General features: G+C 32.7%; 21 protein-coding genes. 7 read left to right on the top strand and 14 right to left on the bottom strand.

Features of this window, described 5'->3' with window-relative positions:
* Positions 1-227: 227 nt before the first annotated feature.
* Positions 228-440 (top strand): hypothetical protein, encoded by a 213-nt coding sequence (locus J8L88_RS21215; protein ID WP_027394010.1) that lies wholly within the window; start codon positions 228-230, stop codon positions 438-440.
* Between the two features lie 70 nt (positions 441-510).
* Here the strand turns inward: J8L88_RS21215 and gldG are convergent, their stop codons facing one another.
* The 3 genes from gldG to J8L88_RS21230 form a co-directional block, all read right to left on the bottom strand.
* Positions 511-2,910: a gliding motility-associated ABC transporter substrate-binding protein GldG gene (gene gldG / locus J8L88_RS21220; protein ID WP_211061780.1), complete on the bottom strand. Its 2,400-nt coding sequence runs from the start codon at positions 2,908-2,910 to the stop codon at positions 511-513.
* Between the two features lie 88 nt (positions 2,911-2,998).
* On the bottom strand, positions 2,999-3,283 hold the full coding sequence (locus tag J8L88_RS21225; RefSeq protein WP_118386610.1) for a putative quinol monooxygenase: 285 nt from the start codon (positions 3,281-3,283) through the stop codon (positions 2,999-3,001).
* A 38-nt stretch (positions 3,284-3,321) separates the two neighbouring features.
* Positions 3,322-4,152, bottom strand: coding sequence for an S-adenosyl-l-methionine hydroxide adenosyltransferase family protein (locus tag J8L88_RS21230; RefSeq protein WP_027394007.1), 831 nt, complete (start codon positions 4,150-4,152; stop codon positions 3,322-3,324).
* A 282-nt stretch (positions 4,153-4,434) separates the two neighbouring features.
* On the opposite strand from J8L88_RS21230, the gene J8L88_RS21235 reads away from it, so the two are divergent.
* The 3 genes from J8L88_RS21235 (at position 4,435) to J8L88_RS21245 (ending at position 6,877) form a co-directional block, all read left to right on the top strand.
* Positions 4,435-5,391: a PhoH family protein gene (locus J8L88_RS21235; RefSeq protein ID WP_027394006.1), complete on the top strand. Its 957-nt coding sequence runs from the start codon at positions 4,435-4,437 to the stop codon at positions 5,389-5,391.
* 104 nt (positions 5,392-5,495) lie between these two features.
* The gene (locus tag J8L88_RS21240) at positions 5,496-5,873 is read left to right on the top strand and encodes a four helix bundle protein (RefSeq protein ID WP_211061781.1); all 378 of its coding nucleotides are present in this window, start codon (positions 5,496-5,498) and stop codon (positions 5,871-5,873) included.
* A 53-nt stretch (positions 5,874-5,926) separates the two neighbouring features.
* Positions 5,927-6,877, top strand: coding sequence for a phosphoribosylaminoimidazolesuccinocarboxamide synthase (locus J8L88_RS21245; protein ID WP_211061782.1), 951 nt, complete (start codon positions 5,927-5,929; stop codon positions 6,875-6,877).
* A 151-nt stretch (positions 6,878-7,028) separates the two neighbouring features.
* On the opposite strand, the gene J8L88_RS21250 is transcribed toward J8L88_RS21245, so the two are convergent.
* Positions 7,029-7,448: a DUF4174 domain-containing protein gene (locus J8L88_RS21250; RefSeq protein ID WP_211061783.1), complete on the bottom strand. Its 420-nt coding sequence runs from the start codon at positions 7,446-7,448 to the stop codon at positions 7,029-7,031.
* A gap of 696 nt (positions 7,449-8,144) precedes the next feature.
* Between J8L88_RS21250 and J8L88_RS21255 the strand changes: the two genes are divergently transcribed.
* Positions 8,145-8,354 carry a hypothetical protein gene (locus J8L88_RS21255; protein ID WP_211061784.1) on the top strand — a complete coding sequence of 70 codons (210 nt, stop codon included), beginning with the start codon at positions 8,145-8,147 and terminating at the stop codon, positions 8,352-8,354.
* A 56-nt stretch (positions 8,355-8,410) separates the two neighbouring features.
* Here J8L88_RS21255 and J8L88_RS21260 read toward each other — a convergent pair whose 3' ends face one another.
* The 10 genes from J8L88_RS21260 to J8L88_RS21305 all read right to left on the bottom strand — a co-directional run bounded on the left by J8L88_RS21260 (position 8,411) and on the right by J8L88_RS21305 (position 24,339).
* Entirely contained in the window at positions 8,411-8,947 is a 537-nt protein-coding gene (locus J8L88_RS21260; protein WP_211061785.1) for a hypothetical protein, read from the bottom strand.
* Position 8,948: 1 nt separating this feature from the next.
* The gene (locus J8L88_RS21265) at positions 8,949-12,728 is read right to left on the bottom strand and encodes a DUF6443 domain-containing protein (protein WP_211061786.1); all 3,780 of its coding nucleotides are present in this window, start codon (positions 12,726-12,728) and stop codon (positions 8,949-8,951) included.
* A 7-nt stretch (positions 12,729-12,735) separates the two neighbouring features.
* On the bottom strand, positions 12,736-15,981 hold the full coding sequence (locus tag J8L88_RS21270) for an RHS repeat domain-containing protein (RefSeq protein ID WP_211061787.1): 3,246 nt from the start codon (positions 15,979-15,981) through the stop codon (positions 12,736-12,738).
* Positions 15,982-16,051: 70 nt separating this feature from the next.
* On the bottom strand, positions 16,052-17,029 hold the full coding sequence (locus tag J8L88_RS21275; protein WP_211061788.1) for a hypothetical protein: 978 nt from the start codon (positions 17,027-17,029) through the stop codon (positions 16,052-16,054).
* 2 nt (positions 17,030-17,031) lie between these two features.
* A complete protein-coding gene (locus J8L88_RS21280; protein WP_211061789.1) occupies positions 17,032-18,342 on the bottom strand; it encodes a hypothetical protein in 1,311 nt (436 codons plus the stop codon).
* An 11-nt stretch (positions 18,343-18,353) separates the two neighbouring features.
* Positions 18,354-19,367: a hypothetical protein gene (locus tag J8L88_RS21285; RefSeq protein WP_211061790.1), complete on the bottom strand. Its 1,014-nt coding sequence runs from the start codon at positions 19,365-19,367 to the stop codon at positions 18,354-18,356.
* Between the two features lie 609 nt (positions 19,368-19,976).
* Positions 19,977-21,092 carry a 3-isopropylmalate dehydrogenase gene (gene leuB / locus J8L88_RS21290; protein WP_027394003.1) on the bottom strand — a complete coding sequence of 372 codons (1,116 nt, stop codon included), beginning with the start codon at positions 21,090-21,092 and terminating at the stop codon, positions 19,977-19,979.
* A gap of 64 nt (positions 21,093-21,156) precedes the next feature.
* Complete coding sequence (gene leuD, locus J8L88_RS21295; RefSeq protein ID WP_211061791.1) at positions 21,157-21,744, bottom strand: 3-isopropylmalate dehydratase small subunit; 588 nt, start codon at positions 21,742-21,744, stop codon at positions 21,157-21,159.
* Positions 21,745-21,748: 4 nt separating this feature from the next.
* On the bottom strand, positions 21,749-23,131 hold the full coding sequence (gene leuC / locus J8L88_RS21300; protein ID WP_211061792.1) for a 3-isopropylmalate dehydratase large subunit: 1,383 nt from the start codon (positions 23,129-23,131) through the stop codon (positions 21,749-21,751).
* 35 nt (positions 23,132-23,166) lie between these two features.
* The gene (locus J8L88_RS21305; RefSeq protein WP_118386603.1) at positions 23,167-24,339 is read right to left on the bottom strand and encodes a 2-isopropylmalate synthase; all 1,173 of its coding nucleotides are present in this window, start codon (positions 24,337-24,339) and stop codon (positions 23,167-23,169) included.
* A gap of 193 nt (positions 24,340-24,532) precedes the next feature.
* On the opposite strand from J8L88_RS21305, the gene J8L88_RS21310 reads away from it, so the two are divergent.
* Positions 24,533-26,077 carry a hypothetical protein gene (locus J8L88_RS21310; protein WP_211061793.1) on the top strand — a complete coding sequence of 515 codons (1,545 nt, stop codon included), beginning with the start codon at positions 24,533-24,535 and terminating at the stop codon, positions 26,075-26,077.
* An 11-nt stretch (positions 26,078-26,088) separates the two neighbouring features.
* Positions 26,089-26,949, top strand: a complete 861-nt coding sequence (locus J8L88_RS21315) for a DMT family transporter (protein WP_027393999.1) — start codon at positions 26,089-26,091, stop codon at positions 26,947-26,949.
* Positions 26,950-26,961 lie beyond the last annotated feature (12 nt).

The raw sequence follows: 26,961 nt of genomic DNA on the forward strand, positions 1-26,961 counted from the left end.
TTATTTAGTGATTATAATATAATAAATTTTGAGCATATAGGTTTATAATGCTATATCATATTTTTTGATAAATAACGGTAAAAAAAAGGCAGGATGGTTAGTGGTGATTTTGGTTAAACAACAGATTTATAATACTTTATTTATTTTTTAGATTGTAATTTTAAAGGGAAAAAATATGTTGATTTTAAGATTAATGTAGCGCAGTTTAAAATCTTAAAACCTTTATTATGAAAAAAATGATGAATTCAATTTCAGGAATTAAAACATTACCTAAATCTTCTCAAAAAGAAATCAAAGGAGGAATGCCTATTTTGTCTGATTGCCAAAGAGGATGTTACAGATTTTATCTTGTAGATATTGATGGAATCAATTGTGCAGTTCCAAGTCCTAGTGGAGCAGTTTGTTTTGGTACCGTACAAAATGGACAGTGCTGTATTTAATTGATTAAATTAGTTGTTTTGATCAGAAAGTTCTTAACAAAGGGTTTTCTGATCGATTTAAAATGTAGCACTATTTTTGATACTTTCTTTTTCTAAGAAAAGAAAACCCAACTCCAAATAGCCCTAAAATTATTAGTGGAACCACGATGTTGATTATCTGCCAAAAACTTCTAGTTGCTACTACTTTTTCTATATTTAAGAAGGCAATGTTTATTTCTTTACCTCTTACTTGGGTTAGTCCAGAATCATCTAGTAAATAGTTAACGGTGTTTAATAAAAACTCCTTATTTCCGTATTGCAGATTTAAATAGGGGTCATATCCTAAGGTGATTGGCCTTCCTTTTCTAATGCCATTTTTAATCACATCACCATCCGCAATTACTACCATTTTAGTTTCAATACTGATATCTTTTCCATCAATAATTTTAAATGGCTTTACACGATCTTTATATGCAGATTTAAAACTTCCCTCTAACAAGACAGCCAGGTTATGATTTCCTTCGGTATAACCAGTAATATCTGGTTTTTGCCCGATAATATTGTCAAGTCTTATTTCTGTTGGTATTCCTTCTAATTTTGATCTTTCAGAACTGGTTAATAATATGGTCTTAGTTAGATCATTTTTTAAAGTATCTATTTGGTTCGAAAATTCAAACTTCACAGATTCTATGTTTTTAACAATAGGATGATTTCCGCTGTTTTTTGTTAACGAAGCATAAAACCATGGATGTGGAGTAAATTGAGTATCATTTCCTTGGCCAGAGGCAAGCATTAATGGAGCAGAGTAGAGGTCATTTACTATAACCGGATTAATTCTTACTCCATAAGAAAATAATGCATCTCCAAGTTTTAAATCTTGCATAAATGCTACAGCCGATCCTTGAGATTGAGGTGTAAATAAGCTGTCAATCTCCATGCCAACTGATTCTACTAGCCACAGCGATTTTCCACCGTTCATAATAAACTGATCTAATACATATTTTTCTTTTTCAGAAAATGATTTTGTTGGTTTTGCATTAATTACGAGATCAAACTTTTGTAAATCTTGTAATGTTTTTTCGGGATTGGAAGCAACCGAATCTAAAGTAAAAGCCCCAACAAAATAATACTCCTGAAGCGTTTTTACAAAATCTGCTATTTTTACATCAGGTAATTGTCCATTCCCCTTTATTACGGCAATTTTATGTTTTTTGGGATGGATTAGCTTTTTTAGAGCATCAGCAAAAACATATTCTAATTGTTGAATAGAGTTGTTGACTCTTTCTTCGGTAGTGGCTCCAATTGTATTTTTTACCAAAGCTACTTTAACACTTCGATTTTGATAATTCATAATGGCCCAAGGAACAACAGTTTCAATTTCAGTTTTCCCGCTTTCTTGGACACTAACTTCCATAGGAGTCAATCCTAATCTTTGTAATTCCTCTAAGGTCTCTTTTCTAAATTCTTCTTCCTCTATTGGGTTTGTAAAAACATACTGGATATTAGAGTTTATAGCATTAAACTCTTCTAGAATTTGTTTAGTTTCTCCTTGTAGCTTTCTAAATTCTGATGGAAAATCACCTTCTAATAAAACGTCTATAGAAATTGGGACTTCTGCTTCTTTTAGCAAGTTTTCGGTTGCTTCAGACAGCGTAAAACGATTATCCGCAGTAAGATCAAAACGATTATACAAAGAATTTCCTCCTATGTTAAGTATAATAACTGCAATGGCAGCAAAAGAGGCAAATTTTAGAATAGTTTTTAAAGGATATTGTCGTAGTATAATGGTTGTGAGAAATACGAAAAATCCAATAATACTGATAAAATACACAATATCTCTTGTATCTATAATCCCTTGACTAATACGCTCGTAATGTAATTGAATTCCGATTTGTTCGATAGTGTAATCCGTAGCTCCAAGCAATTGGTAGTCTGCTAATCCATTAAATCCAAAATAAAACAGAAAGCATAAAAATACACCTACTAAGAATGCTACAATCTGATTGTTTGTTATGGAAGATGAAAACGTCCCTATAGCCGTATAAGCACCGCAGAGTAATAAAAGAGCAATATAAGATCCTATCGTACTACCAATATCTATATTCCCTATTGGATTTCCCAACTGATGTACTGTGATTACATATAGTAAACTGGGGATTAGAGCAATAATAATGAGTAAAAGACTTCCAAAATATTTTCCCAAAACTATCTGCCAGCCTGGGAGCGGTTTTGTTATTAGAAGTTCTAAGGTCCCTTGTTTTCTTTCTTCTGCAATACTTCTCATGGTTATTGCAGGAATCAAAAACAACAAAATCCAAGGAGCAATCAGAAAAAATGGCGAAAGGTCTGCAAAACCACTATCCAAAATATTAAACTGCCCTTTAAATACCCATAAAAAAAGTCCATTAAGAACTAAAAATATACCTATTACTAAATACCCTACAGAGGAGGCAAAAAATGTATTGATTTCTTTTCTTATAACTGCAAGCATATTTTTGTATTGTCGTTTTTTATGAATTAGTTTACGGTGAAAATAAGAATTTAGTAGACTCTTTTTACCAAAGGTAGAAAGATACTATCTATATTTCTTGAACACTCCAAGCTTCTGGTTTTTGGTTAAACTTATTTTTGGTATTTGCCCAAACACCTTTAAATAACGAAGAGTTTCTGTAGTTATTGAGATGTTCTTCAGATTCCCAATGACTGTAGGTGAAAAATTGATTGGTTTTATGGATATCTCTTATTAGTTTTAAGTGTGTGCATCCTTCAAAATTTCGAATTTTATCCTTGTTTTGATGGAAATTCTCCAAAAAAGCATCGATTTGTTCTGGAATGAAACCTAATTTCACGATTCTTATGATCATTGTTATTTTAGTATTTTAAAATTTAAAAGAATTATGGATCATTCAAAAGTAATACTTACTGTATCTCGAAAGTGCAATCCAAACAGACTTGAGGCACCTCCTACAGTTTTTGGGTTACTTTTATAAATTGCTAATTCTAAATATCCAGATGAATTAAATACAGCTAATTTTTTTCCATCTTCTTCGCGTTTGCTTTTTTCTATATTGAAATTTATGGCATCACTATAGCGTTCATATATTGTACTAAATACAGCACTTCTTGCTGTAATTTTAAACGCTCTTCCTTTACCTATATCATCGAACAATTTGCGGGTAATATTTGTAATTAAGTTCCCGTAATTATCAATATATATTATGCTTCCTACGATCTGCTTATCACCAAGATTTACAATAGGAGTGATTCCTTTAATTAGTTTAATATCAGAAATAGATTTCCCAATAACCTCTAGTGTTCCCCCACGTGCAATATGACAAGCCACAGCAACAAAAACATCTAATACAGGGAAATTGGTTCCAATAGCATCATGTATATTTATCTCTACTATTTTCTCGGGTCTAAATTCTGAAGCAATTAATGAAATCAAACCGTTATTAGCACAGATGAAATAATGATCATCTAGTTGTACTGCAATGTGTTTGTTCTCTGGATTAAGTTCGCTATCGATACCAACGATATGAATACTTCCTTTCGGGAAGCTTTTATAAGCGTTTTGGATAATATAGGCAGCTTCAGTAATATGAAATGGTGAGATTTCGTGAGAAATATCAACAATTGTAGCTTCAGGTAATTCCGTATAGATAGCACCTTTAACCGCAGACACAAAGTGATCTTTGATTCCGAAATCAGTAGTTAAAGTTATTATTGGCATCTATAAGAATTGTTAATATCTTTTAATTATAAGCGCTTAAAAATATGTAAATTTGCTATGAAGTTATTCAAAGTTTTTTTGAATCTAGAAATCAACCAATAAAAACATATGAGTTTATCATTTTAGACCACTAATATTCTTTATGATCTTTAACAAAATCCAACTTGTAATACGTTTTTCATTTTTGATTCCCCGACAAAAACTTCAAACAATCCCAATAGCTATTGGGAGCACAAACTTAGTCAATCCAAAAAACAAATCATACTAAAATTTCTATAGCTTTTGAACGAACTTATTATTGAACTGACAGAAATCAATCCACGGGAGTTTTTCGGACTTCAGAATAGTAATATCCAATTATTGAAAAAATACTTTCCTAAGTTAAAAATTGTAGCTAGAGGAAGTAAAATGAAAGTATATGGTGATGAGGAGATGCTCGAGGAATTCGATGCACGCCTTAATATGCTTTTGGAACATTTTGGAAAATACAACAAACTTGATGAGAATGTTATAGAACGTGTACTTACTAGTGATACTAAGGCCGATTATGAAACTTCTGCTGTTAGTGGAGAAACACTTGTTCACGGAGTAGGAGGTAAGGCGATTAAAGCGCAGACAGCAAATCAGCGTAAGTTGGTGGAATTGACGTATAAGAATGATATGGTTTTTGCTATTGGACCTGCAGGAACTGGTAAAACATATACAGGTGTTGCTTTAGCTGTGAAAGCATTGAAAGAAAAACAAGTAAAGAGAATCATACTTACACGCCCTGCAGTAGAAGCAGGAGAGAATTTAGGATTTTTACCTGGAGATTTACAGGAAAAATTGGATCCGTATATGCAGCCATTATATGATGCATTACGCGATATGATCTCTCCAGAAAAACTAGAAAGTTTTATAGAAAAAGGAGTGATACAAATTGCTCCGATGGCATTTATGCGAGGACGTACTTTGGATAATGCGTTTGTAATTCTAGATGAAGCACAAAATACCACGCATGCTCAAATGAAGATGTTCTTGACCCGTATGGGTAAAAATGCAAAATTTATGATTACCGGTGATCCTGGACAGATTGATTTACCGCGTAGAGTAACATCTGGTCTAAAAGAAGCATTATTAGTGTTAAAAGGAGTTTCGGGAATTGGAGTAATACACTTAGATGATAAAGACGTGATCCGTCATAAATTGGTAAAAAAGGTGATTGCGGCATATAAAGAAATAGAAAACAGAAACGATTAATTTAGAGGTGAATATGTGAGTTTTTGAGAGGTGAGCCTTTCAATAAAATATATTCTAAGTTTTGTAAAGATTGTTGTATTATTTTGATATTAAAAGGAGATACATTGAAAAGTAAGTATCATTTTAAATTTGAAGATTTAATTATTTACAATAAAGCTATTGAGTTTGGGGAATCGGTAAATAATCAGATAGCTTCTTTTCCGAAGGAAGAAATGTATAGATTAGCTTCTCAGTTCATTAGAGCAGCGGATTCGGTAGCATTAAATATAGCAGAAGGCTCTGCAAGTTCTAATGCTCAGTTTAATAGATATCTTCAAATGGCTTGGGATAGTGCGCATGAATGTATTGTTTGCAGTACTAAAGCAAAATTAAGAGGTTTTATTAGGGAAGATCAGGATGAAAGAAATAGATCAGATATTACCGAATTATCCAAAATGATAACCTCATTTAAAAGACATTTAAAATCAAAATCTAACGAGTAGTCACCATTATTTATTTTTAAGATACTCACATACTCCACAACTAAGATACTATTATGAATACGATTACAGATACAAATTATAGTTTTCCTCGACAGAAATCTGTTTATAAAGGAAAAGTAAGAGAAGTATACAATATAAATGATGATCTGTTGGTAATGATTGCTACAGATCGTTTATCTGCATTTGATGTAGTCATGCCAAAAGGGATTCCTTTTAAAGGACAAATACTGAATCAGATTGCTACTCAGATGATGAAGGCTACAGAAGATTTAGTACCTAATTGGTTAATCGCTACTCCAGATCCTAATGTAGCTGTAGGGCATCTTTGTGATCCTTTTAAGGTAGAGATGGTGATTAGAGGATACCAATCTGGTCACGCTGCTAGGGAATATAAGGCTGGTAAAAGAATTTTGTGTGGTGTTGCCATGCCTGATGGGATGAAGGAAAATGATAAGTTTCCCGAACCTATTATTACTCCATCGACTAAAGCTGATAATGGAGAGCACGATGAGGATATCTCTAGAGAAGAAATTTTAGCAAAAGGCATTGTTTCTGAAGAGGATTACATAGTTCTTGAGGATTATACTAGAAAATTATTCCAGAGAGGAACAGAGATTGCTGCAGAAAGAGGGCTGATCTTGGTAGATACCAAATATGAATTTGGAAAAACAAAAGATGGAAAAATAGTCTTGATAGATGAAATCCATACTCCGGATTCTTCGCGTTATTTTTATGCAGAAGGATATGAAGAAAGACAGCAAAAAGGAGAAGCTCAAAAACAATTATCCAAAGAGTTTGTAAGACAATGGTTAATCAGTAATGGTTTCCAGGGAAAAGAAGGACAACAAATTCCAGATATGAGTAATGAGTATATAAATTCTGTATCAGATCGTTATATTGAGTTATTCGAGAATATAACAGGAACTTCTTTTGAAAAAGCGGATGTTTCTAATATTGATAGTAGGATAGAAGAGAATGTGTTAGCGTATTTGAAGACTGTTTAATTTGTGCAGCTAAGTTAAAAATTATCGCAGAACGTGAGCATATGTCATTCCGGACTTGATTCGGAATCCACAGAAAATGATAAGGATTCTAAATAAGTTATGTCATTCCGGACTTGATCTGGAATCTATTGTAGATAATAAACTGATTGGTTTAATTTTTAATTCTCAATTCTTGTCTACGCATTGGCATTTGATCGATTTGGTCAAAAATTTGTGTAGATAATAATACCTTGTTTGACTTTAATTTTATACCGCCATCTAATCCAATTAGGATAATTTTAAAGTCTTCATTAGATGGATTATACCCCTTGTAAACAGCATTACTTTTGGTAGATGTGTTTTTATCTATTCCTGTTTGATAGGAGTTAGGTGTTATCTGATATACTATTAGCTTTCTATCCTGTAGATTTTTCGATTTGTTTTTAAATTCCTTTAGTTGTTTAACTAATTTGGGGTTTTTATAGGAGTCTGATAATACCAAAATCAAGCGATCCTCCCATCGGTGTTTATCAAGATCTTGGGAGAAAGATAGAATTGGTAATAGCGTCAAAAGGAATACAAAAGTCTTCATGGATAGAAGGTACAAAAAACTTAGCGACTCACTTCTAGATTCTGTTTGTGATTCCAGATGTATTAAAAAAACGAGGACTGAGCGTAGCCGAAGTCCAATGAACACTTTTTATATCTCTTCTAGCCCAAGTTGAAGTTGGTGCAAGCATGTCTAGTATACCTACCTGTTAAAAAATTAACATAACATGGTTGCCTAATGGGGTGTTTCATATGTACCCTCTCCCTACTATCGAAGTACCAAGTGGGTACCTCAAACACAGGTTACACTAAGCTCTGATGAAAGTACCACTTAGCTCTGACAGAAGTGGTACTTCTGTTTTTACCTAGTCATGCCTCTGTTTGACGTACCTCTATCCTGTTTTGGAAGTACCCCATGCCTGATTCTCTGTTAAGAGTACCTATTTGCATAAGTACCCAACACGAAGGTTTTATGTTTACGTACCCACTTATGTAAGTACACCCTGAGTACTTACATAAGTAGGTTTCGCTTGTTTTTAGCAAATTTTGTTATAGTAGTGTTAAAGTTTTATTTATTAATCATACTGGATTGTAAACCAATAATAGGATTAAGAATAAGTTGTAAATCTATTTTAGATAATTATATAAAATATGTAAACTTTTTTTAGGACGAGACAGGAGCTGGTATTTTCAAAACTATACTATTGAAGGATTATACGAGAGAATCATAAAAGTTGATGTGTTTCATCCTTTTGAATTAGATTTTGATGATCTTAATAATATTAATGGTCTTACTAATTTTAGATGTCTAGTAAAAGGAAAAACAGAAGGTATAGTTAGTAAAGTAAAAAATTATTCATCTAGAATATCAGGTATCAAAACTGTAATGGAAAATAACGAGGTAATTGGTTTGAACCTCGATAATATGACGATACTTCATTATAGTTAGAACATAAAAAAAACCGCCACTTGGACGGTTTTGATTTTAAAATTTTATGAAAATTTCTATTTTAGGCCTTCTATTTTATTGACTCTATCTATTCTATAATAATCTAAAAAACCATCCTTATATTCTTGTCTAAGTAATACAAAATCTTCATCATAATATCTGTAATTCGATAAACCATCTGTTATAATTTCGGTAATTAGAAATTTATAAGAATTATCATAAGCCATATCTGTCAAGTTTAGCTTTGACTTACCTAAATAACAAGATTTATATTCATTATTTGATGTGCTAAAATGAGAATAACAAGAGTCTTTTTTACTTATTATTAATAAATCTCTCCCATTAGAGGATTTTACAACTCCTTCTTTTATACTAAATTCCTCAAGGCGAGTATTTTGTAATTCTTTTTGTTTATCATAACGAAAAATTGAATCTACTCTTTTGTTTTTGTTATTTGTTATAATTCTTTTAAAATAACCTTTGACATTATTTTCTTCATCAAAGATGCTATAATAATATGTTTCATTAATTGTAGTTTTCTGACTACAAGAAAAGAACTGAATAATTATGAAAATGGATAATAAATATTTCATTCTAATTTCTTCTTCTTTCTAAATTCTTATTATGTGCTTTCAAAGCTTTATTAACGCTTGATGGATTTAAAACCTTTTTTAACTGAGTTAAATAAGTTCTCATTTGTTTAAATTCGGATTTACTATCTAGAAAATCATTGTGTTCAGATCTTCCTCCACCGTTTCTTGCTATTGCCTTTCTTTCTTTAAAAATTTCATTAACTCTATCCATATCACCACTATCAAAAGCTTCTATCAATTCATCAATATATTGTGAATAATGAATAAATGCTTCGTGTCCATTAGTTATCGCATTAGATGCTGTTGGGTCGATACCATCACTTTTTTGATCACCTCGATAAGCTGAATTAAGTGTCCACTCAAAGGTTAGTTTATCATCTCCATTTTTTTGCTTAGCTTTTGAAGAACCACTTGCTCCACCATAATAGTTGAACTCTCCAAAAGACAACTCGTGCTTTGCATATTGACCAGTTTCTCCAAACTCAACATCACCTATTTTATCTCCTTCATTTGCGAAATTAGACAAGAAGCTAAAACCTTCATCGGTTTTCGCAAAAGCAGTCAAAGATTCTTGAACTTCTTTACTCAATTGATCAAATTGAACTTGTTCCCATTCTCCATCATCATTTTGTTGCCAGAACAATAAATCTCTACCATCAGGATCTACAAAAGATATAGGGTTATTTGCAAAAGAATTATAAGGACTTAAAGAAGAATAATTTTCAGAGTGTGGATCAATATTCATCCAGCGTCCAACAGAAGCATCGTAGTTTCTCCAACCAAAATCATACCAATCAAGACCAAGTTCTTGCTGATGCTCTTTACCATTATATTTATAATTGTGTGGAACTCCAGATATCACATTATTGTAACCCTTATGTTCGATTCCAAAAGGATAATAATTTTTTTCTTCTATGATTTCATTCTCCGCAGAACCCGAAATTATATCAATATCTCCATCTTTATTTTTATCTGAGTAAGACAATCTAATATTTCCTAAATGGTCCTTGTATTGGTAGATATAATCGAATCCATTGGTTCCATTAGGCTCTACATACCCTTCTGGGTGATTCATAAACTCTAAACTGGTGATAATACCGCTATTTGATGCTCTAAAAGAGCTAGAGCCGCCTCCGCCAGTTTGATTTCCTTTATAGATATAATTACCAGCGTATTCTGTTATTATAGTATTGGTACCATATGTAGGAACGACTCCGCTATTATCCAAAATTACAGCTTCTTGTACTTGTTTTTCTAACTTAATTCCAGTTGCATCATAGATATACGCAATATACTTATCAGGTTCTGTACCAAAGGATTGAAACACAACCCTTGTCGGTAGATTGAGATGATTGTAAGTGATTGCAGTAATATTTTTGTTACCGTCCTTAGTCATATTTCCATTATCATCATAAAGATAATCATTTTCATTTGTTAGACTATCTTTAAAGCCTTGCAAATCATTTGCTGCATCAACCACTTTTAATAATTGATTTCCTATTCCATTTTCGTTGTAGGTATAGGTTAAGTTGTCCATAACACCAAAACTAGTAACCGCTGTATTAAGGTTTCCTTTTCTTTCTAGGTTTAAGATATTTCCGTTTTTATCATATGTAACATTGGATAGATCATAATTACCTGTATTGTCAATAGCGGTTTTAATACGGTTTAGTGCATCATAGCTATATATATATTGGCTGCTTTCTGGATTGCTAGTATTATTAACACTTGCAGTACTCCAACTAGTTTGACTTATATTACCATTATATAGTTTTTTAGTCACATCCGTAATATCGTTATAAGCGATACTAAAATCAAACAAATCATTGTCATTTTTGTTGTCATTATTAATCTTGTTTAACCATCCTCGTACATTATAAGTGTAATCTACATCTTGTAATCCACCGCCTACTTCTTTAGACTCCAATTGCCCTAATTCATCATAAGTATTAGCTATGAGGTGTTCTTCTGCTTGATTATTAATGGTTTGTTTTTGATCTAACAATCTACCCATATGATCGTAGGTAAAGGTATCAATTGTTCGTATCTCTGCTTGACCTGTTTTACGATGTATTGTTGTTGTTTCTTCTACTTTTCCTGCAAAATCTAACTTGCTACTTACAATATCTACTGTTCCTAAGTATTCGTTAAAACTTGCAACATAGATGGGTCTGCCCTTTTTATCATATAAAGTATAAGAGACAATCCATTTATCCGTTCCTAATATGCGAACCTTGGATCCTGTTGCTAATCCTTTTAAACTTGTGGCGTGCGGTTGATCATATGCATTATTAAGATCTGGATGATATATAAATCCTCCTCCATAATCCCAATCAAAGTCATAATTATCATAGTAATTGATCGTAAGAATATCGCCTCCACCAGGAAAAGTGTTATTACTATAATACAATTTTGTTCCATTTACATCTATAAAACCATCAGTTCTATCCTCATACTCTGGTATCGTATCGTTGTCAAGATTGTTTTGTAAGCCTGCTCTAGTCGTATCCCAAGGAAACTTTTCTAGCCCCGTAAATACGACCCTACCAAATGCATCATATTTGGTACAAAGCCATTCTCTTTTGGGTCGTTGTACTGCATCTTGAGTAAGAATCGGCTGATCTAGTTTGTTATAGATAATATATTCCCATCCTTTACCTGGTATTTTCTTTTCTACCAATCGATTTCTACGATCATATTTATATTGATAACACAGTTCGGAAAGTTCTTCTGGAGATACTCCGTCTGTAATATCAACCTTTGGTGGGATTACATAGGTCAAATTCCCAAAATCATCATATACATAATACGTATCGTGCGATACTCCTTGATCAAAAGTACGTTTCAACGCTACTCGTCCTAATTTATCTGTATACTCTTTGGTTGTATGATCTTCTGGGTATGTTTGTCCAGGTTGCCAATTTTCATCTTTGGTAATGGTAACCATTAGTTCATTAGGGTCATAGTACGCATCTTTTACTAAGATAGGTACCTCTGTGTTATCTAGATGAAAATTTACTTTAAAATAGACCACTTCATCTGCTTCATTGGTAGTCCAATCAAATTTAATCGTATGATCAGTATCCACTTGATCATCTGCTTTCCAATCTTTTCCTGGAGCTCCTTGTTCTAAAACTCTGTTTAGTGGAGATGCTTCAAAAATACTTTCCGAATAGGCATTAATATTCGCTGTAGTTACTCCCGTGAAATCTTCCTGGTATTTAGTCTGATAATATATATTAATATTATCAGTAATATCCACAGTAGTATAACTTCCTACATCTCCAGCTTGTCTTTCGAAAGGTAAATATTGTTTGTCCTGTCTCCCATAGTCATCATAATCAATATGGGTTACAATATCTTTTTTATCTGGAGAGGCTTTGATATCAACTTGTTGTTTATCACGACCTAATCCATCAAAATACGTGATATTTTCTATTACATCACTATTGTTTTTGATTCCAATAGTAGGATCCAATAACATAGTTTCTGTGATCGGTGATTGAAAAGCTCTAGTAAATACATAATTTTCGTCTGTATTTAAAATATGTGGTATATATGCGTCTGCTGTTACAATTGCTGTAAAAACAGTTCCTGATTGTATCCAAGTGTTTGGCTTAATTGTGATCGATTGACCAGCTCTTACATTCAGCAATGCTGGATCACTGGATGCATTTATGGTTTCATCTTCTATTATTACTGTATCCGCTACCTGAGCAGTAGCAGTCATACCTACTAAAACTAGTAGGGCCATTATACTATGTTCTATAATATTTTTCATCCGTTACTTAGTTTTTGTAGTTATATTGATTTTCTGATACCAGATTACCATCTGCATCTTTTACGAATTTTAATCTATTAAACTCGTCATAATGATAGGTCATGGTATATCCTCGTGGATCTGTCATACTGGTGACGCCTATTAAAGGTTCATATAGATAAGTACTAACCATAGCATTAGGTAAACTCCTTAGTCTAGTTTCCTGAACAGCAGTTAATCCGCCGGATCCCGTATGGAAATCAGCTCCAAATCCGGATAGTGCTTCGATTTCAGCTCTAGTAGCATTTTCTACTTTTGCTACCGGATATTGTTTGTTGTATCCCCAGATATAACTGATATGAGCACCATCAGCTTTAGAAACTTCTAATGGGTTTCCTTGATCATCATAGTCGTAATACTGAAGACGATTTTCTAATACATTTTCATTTTTAGACGATTTTATATATTCTGGACTTATAATATTACTGCTCCATTCACGATAAGATGTTTCTTGATTAGATAATGGAAAATCATTTTTTGTAACTGTTATTTTTAGTGGTGTAGCTACTCTATTTTTAATTATCAAATCATTATTTATAGTACTATTTAATGTATATGGGTATTCATAACTAGTTTTATAAGATTCATTTCTACTATCGATTACTTCTTGTTCTTGTATATGTCCTTGAGGATTCGAATAGTTATAATTTTTAATACGGATAAGGTTAGAATTGTTTAATAGTTCTGTGCTTATTTCAGTAGTTAACCATTCACGATCTATATTGTTTCTAAAGATGGTATTGTTACTTGTATATCCATTTGAACCAGACTCAGTATTATTAGCTGTGGATACACCAATATTAAGGATGTAAACACGTTGATTTATACTATTGAGAGGGGTTCCATCACCATCAAAGTCATACCTATATTCTTTAGTAGAAATAGGAATGGGAGAAGAGTTATTATAAATTTCTTCTTTTAATGGTTTTCCATTTTTAAATTCTTTATTATCAACATCTAAAAAAGGGAAAGTTAAGTTTTGTTCTACTGGACTACATATAAATTCTTTTTTAGTAAAACCTAGGTAACTATTGTTGCTTCCTTTAATCCTTTCAATAACTGTATCATAAAAAACATGAGAGCCTGTAAAATATCCTAAAGGGACATTACTACTACTAGAATACACATCATAAATAGCGCCGCAAACACCATTTCCAATCGTGTTATTTACTTCATTTAATCTATATTTTGTTATATTTCGTTTTCTAAATAACTTCCCATAACTTGTTCCATTCTCGTCTTCATATAGATATTCTTTTTCGATGCATTCAGAATTACTATTATTTGGACAGTTTTTTATTTTAGAAATTCTTATACCAGCAGTCTCTGTCGTCGTTTCCTGGGCAGTTTCTTTTGATACAGTAGCAGAAGCTGTTATAACCATTCCTGTATCAAATTGGACACCATAATTTTGAACTTCTACCTTTAAGATGTATGTTCCAGGTTTTAATCTATAGCGTCTACTTAAACTTTTTTCTCCAGGAGAAAAATGTGTTGGTCCTCCGATAGAACGAAATACACCATCGCATCCATCTTCGCCTGGAGGGCCACTATAACATTGTATGTCTGCACAACCTACATTTACACCATCTATATTTGTTAAGGATGCACTTGCTTTTCCGTATACAAAATTTTGAAAAGGATTATTACCATTAGCTATTTTTTTAAGATTCATATAGATTGAAACATATTGAAGCCCTTCTTCAACTGTAAAAGTTAAGCTCTCAGTTTTGTAACTTTCTCCTCCATTTTGCTCTAACCAATTTAACCCAACATATCTACTACCCACAACTTCTAATTCAGCATTTTGACATGTATAAGGAACACTATTAGTTTCAGCTTCTACTGAGTTGAGTTCATATTCAATTTCTGAAGAACCTTTTGTAGGGTATATGATTTTTTTAAGAGCACCTATTCTTGTTTTTTCAAAATCTGGTTTTCTTCCTCCATAAACATCGAATGTATTGTAAGAATTAATCAAAAAATTATTTGGATTTGAGTTGTAATAACCCCAAAAATCTTGCTTGTAAAAATTAATGTTATCAGGTGGTGACCCATAGTATTCAAAATCATATAAATTCTTAGTATCGTTATTAATCCTAACTTGAGTTAAAAGCTTTCTTGTTTTGTTTAGATCATCATAATAAAAGTCATAGGTGTTTATTAGCTTATCACTTTGATTAATAATATGTATTTTATCAAGATGAGATAAATATCTGTTTTTATTATCGTTGTTGTCAGAAAGAGTTACAATAGTATTTTCAAATTCTATTTTTCCTTTTGGAAACGTTATGTTTTTTATGATTTTAGAAGTTATTTCATAATTACGTGTTGAGGTAGATAATGGACTACCGAAGCAATTTGAATCTCCTTCGATCCATTCTTTAAAACTTTGAGATTTCGTACTTTGATAATGTAAGGTCGCATCATAATTGAAGGTTATCTCTTCATTATTTATTAATACAACTCTCGATAACTTCCATCCAGATGTATAGCCATCCCTCATTGAACCTGCAATTTCACCTAAAGATATTGGTAGTGTACGTTTAGTTGTTTCTTTTTCTTGGAAAAAATATTGAATACCATTGTCATCCGTTATTTTTATGCCCTGATTTAACGAGAAATCATTATTTATGAACTCAATTTTATATGGTTTATAAGGTTTTATGACAGGATTTCTATTTTCATCAAAATAGAACGTGACGTTCATATTCCCTGCACTTGCAATAAATTTATCGGGTTGTAAATCGATAAGATTTTCTGATGCTAATTGATTAACATCACTTTCTCTTTGTGGAGTTAATAGATTATTGATGTAAGGAATTACTATATTTTTCCCTGTCATTTGATTCCCTATATATCCAGCAGGATCTTCATCCGGACGTCCTTTCATTTGTCTAGTGATCATTCCACCAGAACTTAAACTCCATCCCATTCCCAAATGTCCCGGTATTTGATCAACAACTAAACCATTATGTTGATAATTCACAGAAATAGGGAGTTGAAAACCTGGTTCCTCAATGGTATATACAGGAACAGAAAAGTTAGCCATCCCCACTGATAAATTTACTGGTATCTCTCCAAATCTACCTAAATTAGATGCTTCTGGAGAAGCAGGGAAAATTTTAGGAATATCATTCGGATCTTGGGAAAATAATAAATCACTAATTAATAGTAGTACTAAGGTAATTATTAAGTTAATTGGTTTTTTCATTGATATAACAGTTTTGTTAATAGGTAATATCGTTGGAAGTACTCTGTGCTTTTTTAAAGCACAAAATAAGTTACTTTTCTAAAGCCATGAACATGGCTTCTAATTTTGAAAGCCTGTCTTCTAAATGGACATTTTCAAGTTTTAATTTTTTAATAGCTTCTTTAGACGATTTAGTTACATTTTTAAAATATTTCAATTGCTTCTCCTGCGCAATAGTATACAAGGTCAATTCTTCAATTTTCTCTAGAAGTTTAGTATTCATTTCTCCTAATTGGATACCATTTTCTGCTACTTCTGCCGCGGATGGTATATTGATCAAGTGACCTTCATTAGAGATATGGTCTTCTACTTGTTGTAGGGTAGGGAGGTTGTAATCTTCTTTAAACACATAATCTGCCCAACCGATTAAATCTACTTTTACTTCTTTGGTGTGGATGTTTCCATTTACGGCTAGTTTGGCATCTGGAGTTGTGGTGCCTATACCTACATTACCTGTTGAACGTTGAAATGTCATTATTTGATATGACCAACTAGCTTCTCCATTATCTCGTTGTGTTCTTATACCGAAAGTATTTCCATCATTATGGGCGTTAAAAAGCCAATCATTTTTCGCTTTACCATTTATAATTAAAGCACCCCAATTATCGTCTCCAACTCTAACTGTACTGGTAACATCTAGTTTATAAGCAGGAGTTATTGTTCCAATACCGACATTACCATTTGCACCTACTTGAAATAGAGTGACTCCACTTTGAACTGTAGTCCCATATCCTTTTCTTTTAATCTGAAAAGCATTTTTCTCCGTATTTCCATACATCCATACAACTGGAGAAATTTGATTAGAGCCCGTAACAATACCAAATCCACCTTGCGACTGATTGGTATCATCCGTTCCTTTCTGAGCTCCTGCAAATTGCATCAATGTGCCAGTACCATTTCCAATGGTCATTGCTCCATTATTCTGTGCATCAGTATCTAAACTTTGCGCAATAATACTCGATGTAAACAAAAAGCTTACTACAGAAATTCTAATTATCTTTTCAATCATAATTACTTCGTTTTTAAAAGGGTATTTAATTTTTGTTCCAATTCATTGATCTTGGTGTTTTGTTTTTTGAGGACTTCTATTTCTTTTTGTTGAGTGTATAGCTTTTTCTCCTGCGCAATAGTATATAAAGTCAGTTCTTCAATTTTCTCTAGAAGTTTAGCGTTCATCTCGCCTAATTGGATTCCGTTTTTCTCTACTTCTGCCGCTGACGGGATGTTGATTAAATGACCTTTTTCTATGATATGATCTTCTACTTGTTGTAGGGTAGGGAGGTTGTAATCTTTTTTAAATACATAATCCGCCCAGCCGATTAGATCTACTTTTACTTCTTTGGTGTGGATGTTTCCATTTACGGCTAGTTTAGCGTCTGGAGTTGTGGTGCCGATACCTACATTACCTGTTGAACGTTGAAATGTCATTATTTGATATGACCAACTAGCTTCTCCATTATCTCGTTGTGTTCTTATACCGAAAGTATTTCCATCATTATGGGCGTTAAAAAGCCAATCATTTTTTGCTTTACCATTTATAATTAAAGCACCCCAATTATCGTCTCCAACTCTAACTGTACTGGTAACATCTAGTTTATAAGCAGGAGTTGTGGTTCCAATTCCTACGTTTCCTCCATTGAAAAATGTATTTCCATTTGACGCAATCAGAAATTTATTTTCAAAACTAGAATTTCTTCCTGTAATATATCCGTGCTCTTGTCCATTAAGACTTACTAAATAACTACCTCCTTTTTGAACACTTAGAAATTCTTGACTAGCTATTGAGCCGTTAACATCTAATTTTTTGGTCGGATTAGACTTGCCTATACCTAAATTCCCATCATAACTTAAGTATAAATCATTTTCTCCATAATTCAATCTTCCAAATTTTGCAGTTAGTAGTACCGTACCTGAGCCAACGGGAAGTATGCCTTCTAAAATGTCTCCTCCTATCCAAGCAGATTGATCCAAATAGACTTTTAAAACTGGTATTGCGCTAGTAAAATTAATTTCTAAATAGGCTTTTGTACTATCATAAGTAATTCTTGCATCAGACCAATATCCATTGTCACTGACTGAACTAAGATTTAGACCACCATAAGCAGACCAACCTTTAAACCAAGATATTTTAGCGACTCTCGGTGTCGATGAACCCCCAGTAGTTAAGAGTGTTACTTCATTGTAACCTCTTCCATACGCTCCATCAAGTCTTGCAACTTTTTTCCAACCAGGTCCATCTACAGAAACTGTTTTGCTTATTTCATTTTGAGCGTTTAATCCTAAACTGGTAATACAAAGTATCAATAAGATAATTTTTTTCATGCTTTTAAGATTTAGTTATTTTCTAATACTTTATTTAATTTGTCTTCAAGGGATTTAATACGTTTCTCTTGTGAAATCGTGTACAAGGTCAGTTCTTCAATTTTCTCTAGAAGTTTAGCATTCATTTCTCCTAATTGGATACCATTTTCTGCTACTTCTGCTGCGGACGGTATGTTGATCAGGTGTCCTTTTGTATTGATGTGATCTTCTACTTGTTGTAAGGTAGGAAGGTTGTAATCTTCTTTAAACACATAATCCGCCCAATTGGTTTCTACTTTAATTTCTTTAGCTCTAATATTTCCGTTTACGGCTAATTTAAAACCAGATGAATTTGTTGTACCAATTCCAACGAATCCTTCAAAATAGGATGGTTTACCATTTCCTCTTAAACTAGTTTGCCCTCCTAAGGATAAATACCCATATTCACCACTTGCGTTGTCCGCAAGATGAAGGTGAATTTTCTGAGAGTTATTTTTTTCAGTAATTAGTAGTCCTTTGTCTTCATTTGGATTATCGTCTTGAGCAATTTCTATTCTACCAGACGGAAAATACCAATCGCCTTTTGTTGGAACATCTTCTAATGAGTCGATGTTTAAAGATTCTATAGGAGTATCTGCTATAGTGACGATAAACGGAGCTTCTTTAGTAACCACAGCTGTAAAGGAAAGATGCCCCCATCCACTTTGAGAAAATGCCCACAATTCAGATACCTTGGTAGATATTTTTTTGAATTTTAAAACAGGCATATTTGTTCCAGAAACCTTGTGTTGCCAATCATTAGTGGAATTTTCTCTAAGTCTTAAGATTGCAGTACCATTATATTTTGTCCAAGTGTTTACGTAGTGAAAATTAACAGAAATGTTTACTGAATTATGATTTCCATTTCCGTTTAAATCAAAATTCATAAGCTTGTACCATTTACCTCCAGAATGTTGACCAAGTGAGTACTTCTTTTCATAATGATCTTGTCCAAAAACACTAATACTAGAAATTAAAACACACAGAAAAAACAATGACTTACTCATAATTTAAAAAAATTGAATATTATTAATTGACTATATTTAAATCTTCCATTTTGGGGTTTATACCTTTTGGTATTTAAAAGAAGGGCGCAAATATAATATGAATAAGGTAATCCCATAGTTTAAATAACTGATTGTTAACAACTTCTTAATGTCATTAAACTATAATGTTTTAATAGTTGTTTGGTAATGAGCTTTTCAGTTTAAAATCCCTTAATAATTTTATATTTTTATTCTTCTAAAGTTCCCCGTTTGGTTTTATTTTATAATATATAGTGTCTTGAGATTGTAATATGTTACTATCAAAATTCATTTTTTTTGAAATAATATGAAAACTGACCCTTCGACTCTGCTCAAGGTTCTCTATGTGATAGAAAAAAAGTTAGGGTTGAGTGTAGTCGAAGCCAGATACATGATTCTTCGGCTTCGAGAGCCTCAGCCTTCGGAGAAGTATATGAGAGTATACTGTATAGTGTATGAGGGCTGTTTTTGATAAGCTTAATATCCATATAGTCCAAGCCCAATTAAGCTTGATGTTTAAAACAATTATAAAAAATAAAAGCAACCAGATGAAACCACCTGATTGCTTTTTAAAAAAATATATAACTAATATTATATGATCGTAGATTGTCCTACGTGTATATTTTCAAAATTGATATTAGAATCTTCTGGATTTAGTATGTAATCATATATAAAGTCTCCAACTTTTTCGGTAGTTAAAGGATTTAGACTATTAAGATCAGGAGTGGTAATGTTTAGCTCTAGTGCCTTTTCTACAGCTTCTTTTATTGCGTTAGCTTCGTCCATAAGATCAAAATGCTCCAATAACATAGCTGCAGAAAGAATTGCCGCGATTGGATTAGCAATTCCTTTTCCTGTTGCTTGTGGATAGGATCCATGAATCGGTTCGAACATACAACAAGTGTCACCAACAGAAGCAGACGCTAATAAGCCAATAGAACCACCAATTACACTGGCCTCATCAGAGATAATATCTCCGAACATATTTTCTGTCAAAATTACATCGAATTGGCTAGGATTTAAAATCATTTGCATAGCAGCATTATCTACGAATAAGAAATCTAAATCTACATCAGTATATTCTTTTGCAATTTCTGTAACTACTTTCCTCCATAGACGAGAAGATTCCAGTACATTAGCTTTGTCTACTAATGTTAATTTTTTTCTTCTCTTTTGAGCTGCTTTAAACGCCAGGTGAGAGATGCGTTCAATTTCTTCCTTGGAGTACTCACATAAATCTGAAGCAACTGTTCCTTCTTCATTTAGCTGCTTTTTTCCAAAATAGATACCACCAGTAAGCTCTCGGTATATCGAAATATCAGTACCTTCTATTATTTCTCTTTTAAGAGGAGACTTGTCTAACAAAGTTTCATATGCTTTTACCGGACGTATATTTGCATATAAACCTAATTCTTTTCGTAATCTCAATAATCCTTGTTCTGGGCGTACAGGAGCACTGGGATCATTATCATATTTGGGGTCTCCAATAGCACCAAAAAGTACTGCATCGGTGTCTGCACAGAGTTGTAGTGTTTTATCTGGTAATGGATTGCCAGTTTTATCGATAGCTATAGCTCCAACTAAAGCATCTTTAAAAGTAAATAAATGATCAAAACGATGCGCAATGGCTTCCATTGCTTTTACGGCTTGACCAGTAACTTCTGGTCCAATTCCGTCTCCTGATAATACAGCAATTTCTAGTTTCATAAGTAGTTTGTTATATCATAATGAGCTTTATAGTTTTCTATGAACTAATTATGATCTTTGTATATTATATCCTTGCTTTTTCGAAAGCTTCAATTTCTGATTGATTACTAATTAAGAAATCAATGTCGTCATAGCCATTCATCAAGCACATTTTTTTATAATTATTAATTTCAAAATTGGCTGAAGATCCTGAAGAAAGAATCGTAATTTTCTGTTCTTCTAAGTCTACTTCAATAGACGTAGAAGGATCTTTTTTGATTTCTGAAAATAGTTCCTGAAGATATTCTGGCGATACCTGAACAGGTAATAGTCCATTGTTTAGTGAATTTCCCTTAAATATATCAGCAAAAAAACTGGATACAACCACTTTTATTCCATAATCATGAATAGCCCAAGCTGCATGTTCTCTACTAGAGCCGCAGCCAAAATTATCGCCCGCTACTAGAATACTACCAGAGTAATTGGTGTTATTTAGTGCAAAATCGGTATTAATACTTCCGTTTTTATGAAAACGCCAATCTCTAAAAAGGTTTTCTCCAAAACCTTCTCGATCCGTTGCTTTAAGAAAACGAGCAGGAATGATTTGGTCAGTATCTACATTTTCTATAGACAATGGTATTGCAGTGGATGTTAGTTTGATAAACTTATCCATAATTTTAATTTAGGTGTTTAGTGATATCAATAATTTTTCCTTCAACTGCTGTCGCGGCGGCAATTAATGGACTTGCAAGAATTGTTCTAGCTCCTTGTCCCTGACGACCCTCAAAATTTCTATTAGATGTAGAAACACAATATGCTCCTTCAGGTATTTTATCGTCGTTCATCGCTAAGCAAGCAGAGCATCCAGGTTGTCTTAGTTTAAATCCGGCTTCTTCAAAAATATCGTGTAATCCTTCATCAACAATTTGAGAAGCTACTTGTTGTGATCCTGGTACCAACCATGCTGTTACACTTTCTGCTTTTTTCTTACCTTTAATATAGTTAGCTGCTACTCTAAAATCTTCAATTCTACTGTTTGTACAGCTTCCTATAAAAACGTAATTAATTTGTTGATTGATTAAAGATTGTCCTTTTTCAAAATTCATATATGCTAATGATTTTTCGAAAGAAGCGTTGTTTTCTGAAGGTATATTTTCAGTAACCTTAATCCCCATTCCAGGGTTGGTTCCATAGGTAATCATAGGTTCTATATCAGCTGCATCAAAATGGTATTCTTTATCAAAAATAGCACCTTGATCTGTAGGTAGTGTTTTCCAATACGCTACTTTTTTGTCATATGCATCTCCTTTTGGAGCGAACTCACGTCCTTTTACATATTCGAAAGTAGTCTCATCAGGAGCAATCATACCTCCACGAGCTCCCATTTCGATACTCATGTTACATACGGTCATACGACCTTCCATCGACATCTCTTCAAATACATTACCTGCATATTCGCAGAAATATCCGGTACCAGCATTAGTTCCTAGTTTCGCAATTATGTACAGTATAACATCTTTTGGTAGTACACCAGATCGTAATTTTCCATTTACGCTTACTCTAAGGCTTTTAGGTTTTTGTAGTAATAAACATTGACTAGCAAATACTTGGGCTACCTGGCTGGTTCCTATTCCGAAGGCAATAGAACCAAATGCACCGTGGGTAGAGGTGTGGCTATCACCACAAACCATAGTCATGCCTGGTTGTGTAATACCAAGTTCTGGAGCCATTACGTGAACAATTCCATTATACTTATGTCCAAGACCATAAAGAGTGATATTGTTTTTCTCACAATTCTTTGTGAGTTGCTCTAGCTGATTTCGAGATAACGGATCTTTTATGGGTAGATGCTGATCTACGGTTGGTGTATTATGATCAGCAGTTGCAACGACTTGATTAGGTCTTAAAACAGGAATTCCACGCTGTTCAAGTTCATTAAATGCTTGTGGACTTGTAACTTCGTGGATAAGATGTTGGTCTATATAAAGTATTTGAGGGCCATTCTCTACTTCTTTGACGACATGAGCGTCCCAAACTTTATCAAATAATGTCTTCTTCATATGTTATGTTATTCTGGAAGTAATCAGGAAAAAAATTATGCTACTGCGACAGCTTCTACTTGAACAGTTTTCATAATTTCATGAATATCATCATTAATTACTTCTTTCTTTCTATCAGCATAGCTTAAGAATTCTTTGTACACTTGATCTAGTTGAAGTTTTGTTAATTCGTATCCAATTTTTTTCGCTCTATAGGCTAATGCCGCTCTACCACTTCTAGCAGTAAGTACAATGGCGGATTCCGTAACTCCAACTTCTGCTGGATCAATAATTTCGTATGTTTCACGATTTTTAATAACTCCATCTTGATGTATTCCTGAGCTATGTGCAAAAGCATTTGCTCCAACGATAGCTTTGTTTGGCTGTACTATCATTCCCATACTTTCAGAAACCATTAAACTAGTGTCGTATAATAATCTAGAGTTAATATCAGTATTAAGGTGTAGATATGGATGTTGTTTCATAATCATTACCACTTCTTCTAGAGCAGTATTTCCTGCACGTTCTCCAATACCGTTAATGGTACATTCTATTTGTCTAGCACCATTGATAGCTCCGGCAATAGAATTAGCTGTTGCCAACCCAAGATCATTATGACAGTGACAAGAAATAATAACATTATCAATACCTTTTACATTTTCTTTTAAATATTTTATTTTTTCACCATATTCTTCTGGTAGGCAATAACCTGTTGTATCAGGAATATTAAGTACTGTTGCTCCAGCTTTGATCATAGCTTCACAAACTTTGGCTAAAAACTCATTATCTGTACGACCAGCATCTTCTGCATAGAACTCCACATCTTCAACAAAAGATTTAGCATATTTTACTGCGGCAATTCCTCGTTCAATTACCTTGTCTTGAGTGGAATTAAATTTGTATTTAATATGTGATTCTGATGTTCCAATTCCTGTATGAATCCTTGGTTTTTTGGCATATCTCAAAGCTTCTGCCGCCACTTTAATGTCATTTTCTACGGCTCTTGTTAATCCACAAACAGTTGCGTTTTTTACAATTTTTGCAATTTCATTTACAGAAGTGAAATCCCCTGGACTGGAAACTGGAAACCCAGCTTCTATTACATCAACTCCTAGAAGATCTAATCGCTCCGCAATCACTAACTTCTGTTTCGTATTTAATTTACAACCAGGGACCTGTTCTCCGTCTCTTAACGTGGTGTCAAAAATTTGGACTTTATTATCGCTCATAGGAATTATGTGAATTGTTAATTTTGATAATTTCTTTTGAAAATATATTCTAAGATGTTTTAGTATTCTCTTACGAATTTATATTTTGGTTATTCAAAAAGAAGGGATTTAGCTACATGTTTTACAATGTTGAAATGTTTTTAAATAAACTTAACTCTTTTTTAATCAGTTAATTACAATATATTTTCTTACAATGACTAATGATCAAAAAGATCCTTTGTTTGTTTTAGTGAAGTCACTATCTAAGTCCGAAAAACGACAGTTTAAGGTATATGTTGGCAGGCTTGGTGTAAATACAGATTCTAAATTTTTAGCGCTTTTTAATCATTTAGATAAGAGTGAAACTTTAGACGAAGAATTAATTGTGGCTAAAGGGATTGTAAAAAAACAACAATTATCTAATCTCAAAGCACATTTATATAAACAAATTTTGATCAGCCTTAGATTAAGTCCTTTGCATCAGAATGTCAGGTCACAAATAAGAGAACAACTTGATTTTGCTACTATTTTATATCATAAAGGATTGTATAAACAAAGTTTAAAGATTTTAGATAAAGCAAAAACTTTAGCAAAAGAAAACGAAGAGAATAATATTGCCTATGAAATAGTAGAATTAGAAAAGGTAATAGAAACTCAATATATAACAAGAAGTATCAATAGTCGTGCAGATGAGTTAACCATAGAAGCAAAGATGTTGAGTATGAAAAATGTGCTTACAAGTCGATTGTCTAATCTGTCACTTCAGTTGTATGGTTTGATGATAAAAAGCGGGTATGTGCGAAATGATAAGGAACATAATGTAATTACTAATTATTTCGAAAGTAAATTGCCCAAGTACGATTGGAATATTTTAGGTTTTAGAGAAAAACTATGGTTATATAAAGCTCATTTGTGGTATAGTTTTATGGTTCAAGATTTTTTATCTTGTTATAAATATTCTAAAAAATGGGTTGATCTTTTCTATGAAAACCCAAAAATGATCATTCTTAATCCGGTATTTTTTCTTAGAGGAAATCATTATTTGTTAGAATCCTTATATCTTATTCAGGATAAAACACAATTAAAATTGACATTGAGTAAGTTTGAAAAAACTATTAAATCGGATGATTTTCCGATAGATGATAATATTGAAGTACTTTCATTTCAATTTATTTATAATAATAGATTAAATGTACATTTTCTGGAAGGTACTTTTGATGAAGGAGAGTATTTAGTTAGTGAGATTTTAGATGGTATCACCGAGTATAAAAACCGTTTGGATGATCATCATATTATGGTTTTATATTATAAAATAGGTTGTTTGTATTTTGGGATGGCAGATCATCGTAAGTGCATAGAATATCTAAGCAAGATCATTAATAATAAGTCACTAAAGATGCGTGAGGATTTAATGTGTTTTGCTAGAGTATTAAGTCTTGTGGCTCATTACGAGGCAGGTATGGATTATCATCTAGAAACCCAGTTAAAAGAAACTTATAGGTTTTTAATTAAAATGGATGATCTTTATGAGGTACAAAAGGAGATGATTAAATTTCTGAAAAACCTTGGAGATATATTTCCACATCAAATTAAGGATGAGTTTAGAAAACTCCATAAAACTCTAAAACAATATGAGGATCATCCTTACGAAAAAAGAGCATTTTTGTATTTAGATATTTTATCTTGGCTGGAGAGCAATATCGAAAGTAGACCAGTTGCAGATATTATTAAAGAAAAATCAAAAAAGTTAGTTCGCTAACTATATAATTTATGCCAAAAAATTCTCATCATCTACGTAATATTTTAGAATTAAACCTCGCCATGCTTTTTATAAGCACTTCTGGTGCATTGGGCAGGTATATTGATATGCCAGTTCCAGTAACTATTGCCTTTAGAGCTATTTTGGCTGGAGTTATACTGTTTTTGTTTTGCAAATGGAAAAAAATATCTTTTGGAATCGCTTCTTCTGATCGATTTACAATTATTATCGGAGGTGTATTGATGGGGTTGCACTGGATTACATATTTCTATGCTCTAAAAATGTCTAATGTTGCTATCGGTATGTTATCTTTATTTACATACCCTGTAATTACTTCGTTTTTAGAACCAATACTTTTGAAGACTAAATTTCAGAAAATGCATTTGGTTTTAGGAGCTTTAGTGTTATTAGGAATTTATTTTTTAGTTCCAAATTTTAGTTTAGATAACTCTTATGCCCAAGCCGTTGGATTTGGAGTAGTATCTGCATTATGCTATGCACTACGTAACTTAATCATGAAAACTAAAGTAAGTAATTATCATGGTTCCGTGCTAATGTGGTATCAACTTGTGATTATTAGTATTATGTTATTGCCAACACTCTTTATAATGGATAGTTCAGCGATTGTAACACAGTGGCCTTGGACATTAGTACTAGCAATTCTTACTACAGCAATTGGTCATACACTATTTTTGTTTAGTTTAAAGCGTTTTTCTGCAACAACAGCGAGTATTATAAGTAGTATACAGCCAGTATATGGTATTATTATAGGCATAATTTTTCTTAAAGAAATACCTGTTTTAACAACAATTATTGGTGGGATGTTAATTCTAACTTCAGTGGTAATTGAGAGTGTGAGATCATATAAATAAATCATTTAACTC

This window comes from Aquimarina sp. MMG015 (assembly GCF_018100855.1).
Taxonomy (GTDB): Bacteria; Bacteroidota; Bacteroidia; order Flavobacteriales; family Flavobacteriaceae; genus Aquimarina; species Aquimarina latercula.

Bases quoted from the DNA above. Each gene is read 5' to 3' on its own strand.
- J8L88_RS21215 (WP_027394010.1), top strand. From the start codon at position 228: ATGAAAAAAATGATGAATTCAATTTCAGGAATTAAAACATTACCTAAA.
- gldG (WP_211061780.1), bottom strand. From the start codon at position 2,910: ATGCTTGCAGTTATAAGAAAAGAAATCAATACATTTTTTGCCTCCTCT.
- J8L88_RS21225 (WP_118386610.1), bottom strand. From the start codon at position 3,283: ATGATCATAAGAATCGTGAAATTAGGTTTCATTCCAGAACAAATCGAT.
- J8L88_RS21230 (WP_027394007.1), bottom strand. From the start codon at position 4,152: ATGCCAATAATAACTTTAACTACTGATTTCGGAATCAAAGATCACTTT.
- J8L88_RS21245 (WP_211061782.1), top strand. From the start codon at position 5,927: ATGAATACGATTACAGATACAAATTATAGTTTTCCTCGACAGAAATCT.
- J8L88_RS21250 (WP_211061783.1), bottom strand. From the start codon at position 7,448: ATGAAGACTTTTGTATTCCTTTTGACGCTATTACCAATTCTATCTTTC.
- J8L88_RS21260 (WP_211061785.1), bottom strand. From the start codon at position 8,947: ATGAAATATTTATTATCCATTTTCATAATTATTCAGTTCTTTTCTTGT.
- J8L88_RS21265 (WP_211061786.1), bottom strand. From the start codon at position 12,728: ATGAAAAATATTATAGAACATAGTATAATGGCCCTACTAGTTTTAGTA.
- J8L88_RS21270 (WP_211061787.1), bottom strand. From the start codon at position 15,981: ATGAAAAAACCAATTAACTTAATAATTACCTTAGTACTACTATTAATT.
- J8L88_RS21275 (WP_211061788.1), bottom strand. From the start codon at position 17,029: ATGATTGAAAAGATAATTAGAATTTCTGTAGTAAGCTTTTTGTTTACA.
- J8L88_RS21280 (WP_211061789.1), bottom strand. From the start codon at position 18,342: ATGAAAAAAATTATCTTATTGATACTTTGTATTACCAGTTTAGGATTA.
- J8L88_RS21285 (WP_211061790.1), bottom strand. From the start codon at position 19,367: ATGAGTAAGTCATTGTTTTTTCTGTGTGTTTTAATTTCTAGTATTAGT.
- leuB (WP_027394003.1), bottom strand. From the start codon at position 21,092: ATGAAACTAGAAATTGCTGTATTATCAGGAGACGGAATTGGACCAGAA.
- leuD (WP_211061791.1), bottom strand. From the start codon at position 21,744: ATGGATAAGTTTATCAAACTAACATCCACTGCAATACCATTGTCTATA.
- leuC (WP_211061792.1), bottom strand. From the start codon at position 23,131: ATGAAGAAGACATTATTTGATAAAGTTTGGGACGCTCATGTCGTCAAA.
- J8L88_RS21305 (WP_118386603.1), bottom strand. From the start codon at position 24,339: ATGAGCGATAATAAAGTCCAAATTTTTGACACCACGTTAAGAGACGGA.
- J8L88_RS21310 (WP_211061793.1), top strand. From the start codon at position 24,533: ATGACTAATGATCAAAAAGATCCTTTGTTTGTTTTAGTGAAGTCACTA.
- J8L88_RS21315 (WP_027393999.1), top strand. From the start codon at position 26,089: ATGCCAAAAAATTCTCATCATCTACGTAATATTTTAGAATTAAACCTC.